Source organism: Shewanella sp. 10N.286.48.B5 (assembly GCF_002874355.2).
GTDB lineage: Bacteria > Pseudomonadota > Gammaproteobacteria > Enterobacterales > Shewanellaceae > Shewanella.
Genome location: NZ_MCVG02000001.1, coordinates 1753782 through 1765365, shown reverse-complemented (window position 1 = coordinate 1765365; position 11584 = coordinate 1753782). Strand labels below are relative to the sequence as shown.

The 11584-nt window shown below is 40.7% G+C and carries 6 protein-coding genes and 1 pseudogene; 3 read left to right on the top strand and 4 right to left on the bottom strand.

Features of this window, described 5'->3' with window-relative positions; translation table 11 throughout:
* Window positions 1-104 precede the first annotated feature (104 nt).
* The gene (locus tag BCU57_RS07645; protein ID WP_102435637.1) at window positions 105-1022 is read left to right on the top strand and encodes a neutral zinc metallopeptidase; all 918 of its coding nucleotides are present in this window, start codon (window positions 105-107) and stop codon (window positions 1020-1022) included.
* A gap of 132 nt (window positions 1023-1154) precedes the next feature.
* Here the strand turns inward: BCU57_RS07645 and BCU57_RS07640 are convergent, their stop codons facing one another.
* Together BCU57_RS07640 and BCU57_RS07635 are read right to left on the bottom strand one after the other, a co-directional pair.
* Window positions 1155-2036, bottom strand: a complete 882-nt coding sequence (locus BCU57_RS07640) for an NAD(P)-dependent oxidoreductase (RefSeq protein WP_102435635.1) — start codon at window positions 2034-2036, stop codon at window positions 1155-1157.
* 604 nt (window positions 2037-2640) lie between these two features.
* The gene (locus tag BCU57_RS07635) at window positions 2641-5625 is read right to left on the bottom strand and encodes a TonB-dependent receptor (RefSeq protein WP_102435634.1); all 2985 of its coding nucleotides are present in this window, start codon (window positions 5623-5625) and stop codon (window positions 2641-2643) included.
* Between the two features lie 301 nt (window positions 5626-5926).
* On the opposite strand from BCU57_RS07635, the gene BCU57_RS07630 reads away from it, so the two are divergent.
* Complete coding sequence (locus BCU57_RS07630) at window positions 5927-6868, top strand: Kelch repeat-containing protein (protein WP_102435632.1); 942 nt, start codon at window positions 5927-5929, stop codon at window positions 6866-6868.
* 159 nt (window positions 6869-7027) lie between these two features.
* Here BCU57_RS07630 and BCU57_RS07625 read toward each other — a convergent pair.
* Window positions 7028-7519 (bottom strand): annotated as a pseudogene (locus tag BCU57_RS07625) (lactoylglutathione lyase family protein); the annotation flags it as partial.
* Window positions 7520-7963: 444 nt separating this feature from the next.
* On the bottom strand, window positions 7964-9994 hold the full coding sequence (locus BCU57_RS07620) for an alpha/beta hydrolase family protein (RefSeq protein WP_198589888.1): 2031 nt from the start codon (window positions 9992-9994) through the stop codon (window positions 7964-7966).
* 286 nt (window positions 9995-10280) lie between these two features.
* On the opposite strand from BCU57_RS07620, the gene BCU57_RS07615 reads away from it, so the two are divergent.
* On the top strand, window positions 10281-11543 hold the full coding sequence (locus tag BCU57_RS07615; protein ID WP_102435652.1) for a metal-dependent hydrolase family protein: 1263 nt from the start codon (window positions 10281-10283) through the stop codon (window positions 11541-11543).
* Window positions 11544-11584 lie beyond the last annotated feature (41 nt).

Here is an 11584-nt window from a genome sequence, read left to right as displayed (position 1 = left end):
GCTTATGTTAGTAACAGCTCAAATCGCTTCATACTGGCTAACATGTCTTGGTCGTCACAGTACATTTTTCAGCAAGTTTAATCATATTATGTCGGGGTAGCGTTATGCGTTGGCGTGGAAAGCGTAAAAGTAGCAATGTAGAAGATCGTCGTAATACGCAAGTCTCAGGTGCTGGTGGCTTTGGCCGAGGTGGCGGGGGCATTTTACAACTGCTACCGATGATATTTAAGGTGCTTGGGTTTAAAGGAACCGCGATACTGATTGTGGGTGTGGGCGCTTACGGATTATTTACCGGCAACCTAGGTAATATGTTAGGTGGACTTGGGCTACAACAAGAAACCTCTACAGGTGTTTCTACCGCGCCATTAACTGAAACCGCAGCAGAAAGAGAGCAGGTTGATTTTGTGGCGGTAATTCTTGCTGATACGGAAGAAACTTGGAGCAGTTTATTTCAGCAGCGGGGCATGACCTATCAAGAGCCAAGTTTAGTGTTGTTTCGTGATGCAGTAAAATCAGCTTGTGGTATGGCACAGTCTGCTATGGGGCCATTTTATTGTCCTGCAGACCAACAAGTTTACATTGACCTGAGTTTTTTTGAGCAATTAAAAAACCAGTTCAAAGCGCCTGGAGATTTTGCCCAAGCTTACGTTATTGCCCATGAAGTGGGTCATCACATTCAAACTCTGCTGGGGATATCCAGTGAAGTTCATGCCGCTCGCAGTAAGTTAAGCGCAGTTGAGGGCAATAAGCTGTCGGTTAAGCAGGAATTGCAGGCGGACTGCTTTGCTGGTGTTTGGGCAAATCATGCCAATAATAGCCGTCAGTTACTTGAAACGGGTGATATTGAAGAGGGCTTAACTGCAGCAAGCGCTATCGGTGATGATACCTTACAAAAACAATCACAAGGCCATGTCAGCCCAGACTCTTTTACCCATGGCAGCTCGGCACAAAGAGTGAAATGGTTTCAGATTGGATTTGCTAGTGGCAATATGGAAAGTTGTGATACCTTTAAAGGCAGTTAGAGAAAAGAATGTCGAGTAGTATTAAGCGAGTGAAAGTTTAATTGAAATAAAAAGCCGTTGATATTCAACGGCTTATTAGTGTTTAGTTTATAAAGCGTTTAACTTATAAGCTAACGATAAGTTAATATCGAATTACTTCTCTAATTTAGTGAAGTAGTCGAAGATAACAGGTACGTCATTTTGACCAAGGCCTGCATCAACACCAGCTTGAAGTGCTTTAGACGTTCCTTCAGCGATTGGAGACTCAGTGCCTAAGTCAGAAACCATTTGTAAGAAGTAACCAAGGTCTTTGTTTGCATTAGCAACAGAGAAACCTAGCTTTTCTTCGCCATCAACAGCATAGAACTTAGTGAACTGCATGAATGGTGAGTTAGAAGGGCCAGCAGACATGATGTCGAATAATTGTTGACCGTCAACACCTGCCGCTTTTGCAACCGCAAATGCTTGAGACATCGCAGTAACAGTAGTCATACCAATGAAGTTATTGATTAACTTGGTGGTGTGACCTGCACCTAATTTACCTAGGTGGAATACGTTTTCACCTTGCTCTTCTAAAACAGGTTTAACTTTGTTGAATGTGTCGATGTCACCAGCAGCCATGATGTTTAAAAGACCATCTTTAGCGTGAGCAGGAGTACGTCCAAGAGGCGCATCGATCATGCCACAGCCTTTTTCGGCAAGCGCTGCACCAATTTTGATAGTAGAAGCAGGGATAGAAGTTCCGAAGTCTACTAATGTAGTACCTTCTTTCATTCCGGCTAGAACACCATCTTCACCGTATACAATTTTTTCAACAACTGCAGAAGTTGTTAGACAGAATTGAACGATATCAGAAGCCGCTGCTAATTCTTTACCAGAAGTGAATTGGGTAGCATTGCCACGAGCAAGAACTGCATCAACTGCATCTTGGTTAAGATCCATAACGTTAACTTGGTAACCACGTGTTTGTAGGTTTTCAACCATGTTGCCGCCCATAAGGCCAAGACCGATGAATCCGATGACTGGTTTTGTCATTTCTAACTCCTAAATATATTGATATATGCTTATCTGAATTGAAAGTTGCTCACCTTAATATGAAGGTGGGCAATGTTATTTATATAAAAAGTGCTCTAGAGCTCAGGCTAGTTAACTTATTAGCTCTATTTAAGAATTAACTCTTTATCTATTAATCGTGTCGTGTTTCTTAACATTAGATGTCGTTTACAAGGCTTTTATATCGCCCAATACTCACTTACCAATTTGTATTACAATATGGTAGGTATAGTCGTTACCTTTGTCAACCAAACACTATTTGTTCTCTTGCAAAAGTGTGACTAAAAAAGGGTTGGCTGTTATTTTGAGCAAAAACACTCGAAAATGAATTTTTGTGTAACCTAAATCACATTAATGTTTTTATTCAACTACTTGCTCTGTTCTGCTTGTGTATTGAACGTGTCATTACTGAACAGTTAAGTGCTAAATATATTTCGGTATAAGACTGAAAGTCTATAAAACAGTGCTTTTAGTCTTAATCGGAATATTGATTAATCTACATTTTGTATTATCTATGTGACCTTTAATTTGTCTTTTATGAGAAAAGAGCCTATCAACTGATAGGCTCTACATTACCATGTTCTCATTAGAACTTAGCGCGAACACCGACAGTGTAGCGACGATCCGCTTCACTGTATTTCCACACTGAATCCAGTTCAGTGGTGTATTCAATTGGTTCGCCTGTGAGGTTAACCACATTACCAACAACGGTGAAGTGCTCATTGATATCCCAACTTGCTGAGAAATCAAGTTGGCCACGTGCTTCACGGTAGTTATTACCAACAGTTGCATCATAATTAACAGAGGTAGGATCATTTTGGTTAAAGACGTTATAACCTAATGCGCCGACAGTTTGAACACGTTTTTCTGCTTGTGAGTATAAGTAACGGTCACGCCAGTTGTACGCTAAACGGAATTGCAATCCCTCATTTTCCCAGTAAATTTGTCCATTCGCGGTGTTTTCCGAAATGTTCAATAATGGGTTACCATCAGGTTGTTCACTATCTGCATAGGTGTAGTTGGCATTGACACCGAAGCCAGACCATAAGCCTGGTAATGAGGTAAATTGTTGTTGGTAACCTAGTTCAATACCTTGAACACTACCACTACCACCGTTAACATCAGTGTCGACCACAATACCTGTTTGGCCTGCAGCTTTTTGAGCATCAACATAAGCTAAGCCTTGATCTTCTGTAGCAAAGTTGACATCACCTTGGCTTTGACCTGCTGTATCAAGTAAACAAATGTTGCCCCATTCAGTGGTATTTTGTCCTGAAACCGTATTGGCATCAGCTAAACAGCTACTGTCGGTTTGAGTAAATGAGTTAACATCTTTGTAGAATAATGCTGCTGAAACGATACCGCCGTTACCAAAGTAATGTTCTACTGAAAGATCATATTGTGTAACACGGTAAGGCTCTAACTCGTATGAACCTTGAGTACCAGTCACTAAAGAGTTATCAATAGTTAACGAAGGGCTTAGTTCATCAAAGTCAGCACGGCGCATCACTTTTGCCGCTGCGAAACGTAATAAAGTTTCTTCAGTTAGGGTATATGTGACGTTTAAACTCGGTAAGAAATCTGTGTAATCATTTTTACCGGTATCAAGCACTTTATTACCGTTGGCATCGACTGATGCAACCACGCTTGATTCTAAGTCAGTTTGAATATAACGTCCGCCGACAACAGCGGTTAAATCATCAAAGTCTAAGTGAACTTGTGCGTATATAGCGCTGGTTGTTTCATTAATCTCTTTATAGGCACTTGAATCTTCGACCATATTATCGGCTAAAGTACCGTTCATTGCATATGATGTATCTTGCAACATCTGTTGAACTAACGCATAAGTTTGTTCGGTATTTTGCAATTGGTCAGCGTCATATACATTATATGTCAACATATCATTTTGACCGGCAATGCCTGTTTGGTCGAATGAGTTACTCATGTTAACCACATTCATGCTGTCGCTAAGCAGTGGGTTGTCAATCCAAATAGGGCTATATAAACCATCAGCGTTGGTGGCTTTTTTATATGAGTCCTTAAGGGTAGTGCCATTAGGTTTTAGGTCAAAACGGTTAGCAGAGTAATCTCTGTCAGTAAAGCGTACACCTGCTTTAACAGCTGAAACCCAATCGACACCAACATCAGAAATCTTAAAATCAAATCGAAGTGCTTGTTCTTCATTCTCAGTTTCTAAGGTTTTATGGAAAAACTCACGGAAAACTAAGTTATCAGGATTGGTTAGCATGCCATTATCAGCATAGGTGTAACCTGGGATACCACTGCCACTAAATGAACTACTCGTGCTGGTATGAGTGACTAGGTCAAGGGTTGGATCTGTACGTTCGATTGGACGTAAATTAAATTCATTGGCGGTTTGTTTTTCTTTTGACTTTGATAATGAATATTCGGCTGAAAGTTCAATATTATCAGACAGAAACCACTCACCTCCAATGGCATGTGAGGTTGAGTCTGATGTGGTAAAGTCACTCCATGTTTTAGGAATAACCAACACGCCATCTAGATCGTAATTGTGTAGTTGGCCATTGCTGTCATAGTAAGAGTCATCTCTAGCAACAGTACTACCACCCACATCAAGAATTGAATATGCTGATTGACCACCGTCTAACTTGGTGCCGTTTAAATCAAGGTAAATATTGGCGTTGGCACTTTCTGGTTCCCACTGTAGTGAGATACCCACAGCTGTACGTTCACGTTCTTCTGTTTTTTGTTCTGCCGTTGTTTGGGTTCTACGCAGGTATTTACCATTTGGTCCGCCAGAATCATCGACTGTGCCATCACCATTGATATCAATATTGTCTAGTAAATCAACTTTATTGAAGTACTCATCACGGCGTAATTCACGGTCTAAGTAAGATAAGTTAGCAGAAGCACCAAACGTACCGGCACTGCCTAAATCCCAATTATTACCCAGTCCCAATGTGAAGTTAGGAGCAATATTTTCTGTTTTATCTGCGTATTCACCATCAAGAGTAATAGCCACTAATGGCTCACTCAGTTCGAGTGGGCGAACCGTTTGCATATTAACTGTACCACCTAACGCACCTTCAATCATGTCAGGTGTTGGAGACTTAATGACTTCAACTGTTTTTAAGAAGCTTGAAGGGAAGTCGGATAAATTAATACCGCCACGACCAGGGCCTGCTGTAGAACGGCCGTTTAGTAAAATAAGGTTTTCTGATACGCCACGAATGGTAACTGATTCACCCACACCAAAATCTGTTGCTATTGAAACACCCGTGATACGTTGTAGCGCTTCTGCAATATTGTTATCAGGTAACTTACCAATATCTTCAGCGACAATCGCATCAACAATTCTATCATCGGTACGTTTTAGTAGATTAGCTGCTTTTAAACTACCAAATATGCCACGAACGGCAATGACTTCAATTTCGTTTGTGTCGCTAGCGTCTGCATTTGTCTGGGCTTCAGGCTCTGCTGCCATTGCCGACATTGATAACATTGCCGTTAATGTTGCGCCAAAAATACTAATATTATTTGCTTTGCTTCTAGCCCCAGTAAACATCGAACTTATTTTATTCAGCTTCATATTTCCCCCCAAGAAATCATTAATTTTTGTATGACCAATTGTTGTTCTTTTAATCGGTTGACACATTTATATAACATGTTACCAATAGTCGCAACCATTATTACCAAATTGTTTAATTTTGTTATACCAAAGTATATATTGGTAGCCGTTTATTTTGTAAGTCAGCTGAATAAGGAGTTGTATAAAGGAGCGGTTATAATCAGAATAGCTTAAATTTAAGTGAGTGAAAGTTAGATAACTCATTGACGGTGAAAGGATACTTCAATATTCTACGGCCTTCATAATTTAATGGATTAAAGACATGATGAAGCCAAAAATTAATTTTCTATTACTGCCGATACTTATTTTAATGATTCTTAGCGGTTGTAGTAGCATTCCTGTGTTACACCCTGAGCCCATTACGTTGTCTAGCGCTCGATTTGGTCATGCCGCAGTCAATGATGGTCAAAACATCTATGTATTGGCAGGGTCTAACAGCACAGGTTTTCTTTCCGACATTGAAATCATTGAGCCTATATCAGGTAAAAAGCAGGTGTTAGCGAATAAACTCATCCCAAGAAGGTATTTTTCTGCGGTTTGGGATGGGCAAGAGTCAATTTATATTATTGGTGGTGTCAGCTTTGAGGCCCAAAAATTTAGATTTGAACACCGCGTAGAAGTGTTTAATACCGTGACCCACCAAGTTAGCTTTGCCAAGCCGTTACCTGCACCAACAAGACGTAATAGTGCCGTTTTGTTAAATGGTAATATTTATGTTGTTGGTGGCTCATACCCTAAAAATGGTCAGTTAGTACCGAGTGGCTTAGTCGCTGTGTTAAATGGTGAGAGACAACGCTGGGTTAGAGCGGCCAATATGCCAACGGCAAAAGAAACCAAAGCAGTTGTTCATGATGGTTATATCTATGTGGTGGGCGGCTATGATAATAAAACCTCATTAACTGCTTTTGAAAAGTATGATCCGCAATTAAAAAAGTGGCAATCATTACCCGCTTTACCTGAAGCTATCAGTGCCCATTCAATGTCAGTGGTTAACCAAAAATTGTTTGTATTTGGCAGTTATGACAATTTGACATTAACTTACGCATACGATTTTGTCAGTGAGCAATGGATGAAGATTGATATTGGTTATCAAGCCAGTAGACATAATGCAGCGACCACACTCGGTGACACCACTTATGTGATTGGCGGCAATACCGACATAAAAGGTCAATATCTGAAAGATATACAAGTCTTTAAATTGTAGTTTTAGCGAATGTAAGCTTATTCAGGCTGTTCACAGCTGAAATCAATCATGCCCCATCATGGCTATATTTTAAAGGTTTAATATATGGGGCATATTTGTACTATTTACATTGGTCGACGATTACAGCTGATAACCCGTCTTTTTAAAGCTTAATAGTCGCTATTTATAAGCACCATCAGAGTAGGTTAGTTCATAGCTATGTGAGTATATTTCAAGGATATTCCCGAACGGATCTTCCATGTATATCATGCGATATGGTTTTTCACCTGGGTAATAAAAACGTGGTTTTGCCATACGTTTTTTACCACCTGCAGCAACAATTTTTTCTGCAAGTCCTTCAACATCAGGATCTTGAACACAAAAGTGGAACACGCCGGTTTTCCAATATTCAAAGTTATCTTGCGGATTTTGCTGATTTTTAAACTCAAAAATTTCAACTCCAACTCTATCACCTGTGGATAGATGAGCAATGCGAAAGTGTTCCCAACCACTCCCAAATACATCAGTACACATTTCACCAATGGCGGAGTTATCTTCTTTAATTTCAGTGGGCGCCATAATGAGGTACCAACCTAATGTCTCGGTATAAAACTTTACCGCGGCTTCAAGATCGGGCACTGAGATCCCGATATGGCTAAACGTACGTGGATATGTCTTCTGTGTTCCTTATCATATGAGAATTGGCATAGTTTATTACTGCCCAAATATAGCCAAACTATAGAAAGTTGCACTGAAGATACGGCTGAAGTGGTTTATTCGAACAACAGAAATCATTTAGATAAGGTGAACTAGGCTAAGGAATGCGTGTATGGAAGGTTATCGTTCTGGTATATCAATAAAAAGCCAGCATATTGCGGGGCAAAATATACTGGCTTTATTGTGTTGTAGTGATTATCTAAATTTTGGTTTGTTTATTGATTTAGTTTTCAACTTGGTACTTTTCAAACCACCACAGTATATGAGTCACTTTCGACATTATAAACTGTGGTTTATTTGTTGATTTAGTATTAGTTTTCAACTTGATACTTTTCAAACCACCACAGTATATGAGTCACTTTCGACATTCTAAACTGTGGTTTATTTGTTGATTGAGTATTAGTTTTCAACTTGATACTTTTCAAACCACCACAGTATATGGGCCACTTTCGACATCAAATTACTGGGCCTTTTATAAATTCCATGGGGCGCATCAGGAATTCGCACCATAGCAGTATCAATATTGCGTAATTTAAGCGCTTGATAAAACTGCTCAGTTTCAGCAATAGGTGTACGTTGATCTGCTTCACCGGTTAATAGCATTGTTGGGGTGGTGACATTACCCACATAGCTGATGGGTGATAATTTCATGTAATGGGCGCTGTCTTCCCACGGCATTTTCTCGAACCAGTTTTTAATCACAAAAGGGTAGATATCAGTTGTTAATACAAAGCTATACCAATTGATTACCGGTTTTGCGACCACAGCCGCTTTAAATCTGTCAGTGTGCCCCACAATCCAGGCAGTGAGCACGCCGCCGCCAGAGCCGCCAGTAACAAATAATGCATCTTCATTAATCGCATCTTGTGCAATAACACCATCAACCACAGACATTAAGTCATCATAATCTTGGCTTGGGTAGTTATTATAAATAGTTTGGGCAAACTCTTTACCGTAACTGTCACTACCACGGGGGTTAGCGTATACCACTACGTAACCACTTGCCGCCATCAGTTGTATTTCAGCTGAAAAGTGCGGCCCATAATTGGTGACGGGTCCACCGTGGATTTCTAAAATTAGCGGGTATGTTTTACCGGCTTTTATACCTGCTTCGTAACCCGGTGGGTAAGCGACCCATGCTTGAATATCGCGCTGGTCAAACGAAGATTTAACATTGAGCTCTTTAATAGTGGCCAAGGTTTTGTAATTAAGGGCGCTATCGCTAAGGCTAGTTAGCTGCTTAGTTTTGCCTTTTTTAGTAATGGCGACATCAGCAGGACGTTGTGGGTCTGAATAGGTAAAGGCAATGGTGCCATCTGCTGCCACATCAAATTGGCTACCGGTATATGGGCGGCCAAATGCTAATCCACCAAGATTTTCAGCTACCAGCTTACGTTTGCCGTTAAGGGGTTGATAAGCAACATAAGTTTCGCCATGGTCATGGTAATTAAAGTAAACCGCTTTGCTGTTATCAGCCCATTTTATACTGTTAATCGAGCGGTCTAAATTAGCGGTTAACGAGCGTTTATTTGATCCATCAATATTCATGATGTACAGCTCAGTATTCGCGTAATTCTTATGGTTTTGATCTGCGCCTAAATAAGCAATGTATTTACCATTTGGCGATACCATTGGGCTGATATCTGGGCCGACTCTATCGGTTAGCTGAGTCACTTGCTTGGTATTGAGATCTAAACGGTACAGATTATTATCAGTCCATTCTAAATCACTTTCTGCGCGTTTATTACTTGAGTAGAACAGTTGCTTACCGTCCTGACTCCAACTTAATTGGCCATTATGATCATAATCACCTGAGGTTAATTGACGCGCTGAACCGCCATCTGCTGACATCACAAATATGTGGCTATTTCCGGGTTTACTAAAGCCTGCACCATCAAAGCGGTAATACATATCATCAATATACACCGCTGGTTTGGCCCATTCAGCGCCTTTTGGCTTGCCCGGTAATGACACTACAGATTTTGGTTTGCTAGCAACAAAACGGGTAAAGGCTAGTTGCTTACCATTTGGTGACCAAGACAAATTAGCTGGCGAATGAGCAAAGTGACTCATTTGTGCAGAGTCTCCAGTTTCTAGCCATTTCATATGGATTTGAGGTGCGCCACTGGCAGTAGAAATATAGGCTAACTTGGTATTATCTGGTGACAGTGTTGGCGAGTAATCGACATGCAGTCCATTCGTCACTGGAGTGAGCGTTTTATTTTTATCGACCTTCCAAATATTACCGAGTTTTTTATCTGTTTGAATGTCCATATAGTTACGAACAAAAAACACTTCATCACCATCGTTGTTGATAGTAAGGCCAGATGCATATTGCAGATTGAAAACATCTTCTAATTGCAAAGTGGAGTCAGTATCTTGCGCAAACACCATCACTGACGCAAAAGGGGCAATTAATAATAGGCCCATGCTTTTATTAAATATATTCACTAAATTTAGTCCTTTTTGAGTTATTTTTAGCGATTTTAGAAAAGTCCTGTGCAGGTTTTTGTTTGCTAACACATGTATTTCATTAAACACCGAGTGAGTAAATTACCATATGTAGCGTAAATGACAAGCCGATGTGAATCGTTGTTTACATTTGTGGTGAATTGAGTATATTAAATGCAAATTAACTCTCTTTTAAATGGTTATAACAATGCTAACAACCACACCAGTCAATAAAAGTTTCTTTAAAGGTCTCTCGCTAGTTGCGATGTCTTTAACCAGTTTATTAACGCACTCTGTACTCGCTGACACCAAAGTAATACATGCAGGTGAGCTATTAGCTATGCCGGGTAAGGCGCCATTATCAAAGCAGACAGTGGTCATTAAAGATGGTGAGATTATCGCTGTAGAACAAGGGTTTATTGCGGCTTCAACCTACGGTAGTGATGCTCAGTTTGTCGATTTATCTGATCGCTTTGTGATGCCAGGTTTGATGGATATGCATGTTCATTTACAAATGGAATTTGGCCCGGATAATATTAGCGATACGGTTAAACTGTCTGATGCAGATATCGCAATGAAAAGTGTTCATTATGCTAAAACCACTCTGATGTCGGGCTTTACTACGGTGCGAGACTTACTCAGTGAACCAGAGCAAATGTATGCCTTACGTGACGGGGTCGAAAAAGGCTGGATTGACGGCCCGCGTATTATCGCCGCTGCGGGTGTTTCAATAACGGGGGGGCATTTAGATGTCGATGGCATGGCGCCGGATTTGTTAGCAATGAAGTCACCAATGACGATTTGTGATGGGCCTTTTGAATGCCGAAAAATAACCCGAGAAGCGATAAAATATGGCGCTGACGCTATTAAGGTCGCCTCTACTGGTGGGGTGTTGTCTGACACAAACACGGGTACTGGTCAGCAAATGACTGATAATGAATTAAAAGAAATTGTTGCTACAGCCCATGGGTTAGGGCGTAAAGTTGCCAGTCACGCACATGCTACGGCAGGTATTAATGCCGCACTTCGAGCTGGAGTCGATAGTGTTGAGCATGGAAGCTATGCCGATAAAGAAACCATCAAGTTATTCAAAAAAACGGGGGCGTATTTAGTTCCTACCTTACTGGCAGGTGCTACAGTTGTCGATATGGCTGAAACCTCAGACTTTATGTCAGCGCCCATCAAAGCCAAAGCGATTCGTGTCGGCGCAGATATGCTTGCCAATTTTGAAAAGTCTTACAAGGCTGGTGTTAAAATTGCCTTTGGCACCGACAGTGGTGTTTCTAAGCACGGTATTAATGCCCAAGAAGCAGTATTAATGCATCAAGCTGGCATGACCACCGCAGATATTTTAAAGTCCGCAACCGTTAATGCTGCTGATTTAATCGATATGAGTGACAAACTCGGCACCATAGAAACAGGCAAGTATGCAGATATTATTGCTTTAGATTCAAGCCCGTTAGACAATATTGCACAGTTACTTGATGTGGGGTTTGTGATGAAAGGTGGCAAGATTTACAAGCAGTAATAACCTCAACGGTAAACATTGCATAAAAGGCGCTACGGCGC

What these genes read in the sequence shown, in the direction of transcription:
- BCU57_RS07645 (WP_102435637.1), top strand. Translation starts at nt 105, where the DNA reads ATGCGTTGGCGTGGAAAGCGTAAAAGTAGCAATGTAGAAGATCGTCGT.
- BCU57_RS07640 (WP_102435635.1), bottom strand. Translation starts at nt 2,036, where the DNA reads ATGACAAAACCAGTCATCGGATTCATCGGTCTTGGCCTTATGGGCGGC.
- BCU57_RS07635 (WP_102435634.1), bottom strand. Translation starts at nt 5,625, where the DNA reads ATGAAGCTGAATAAAATAAGTTCGATGTTTACTGGGGCTAGAAGCAAA.
- BCU57_RS07630 (WP_102435632.1), top strand. Translation starts at nt 5,927, where the DNA reads ATGATGAAGCCAAAAATTAATTTTCTATTACTGCCGATACTTATTTTA.
- BCU57_RS07620 (WP_198589888.1), bottom strand. Translation starts at nt 9,994, where the DNA reads ATGGGCCTATTATTAATTGCCCCTTTTGCGTCAGTGATGGTGTTTGCG.
- BCU57_RS07615 (WP_102435652.1), top strand. Translation starts at nt 10,281, where the DNA reads ATGTCTTTAACCAGTTTATTAACGCACTCTGTACTCGCTGACACCAAA.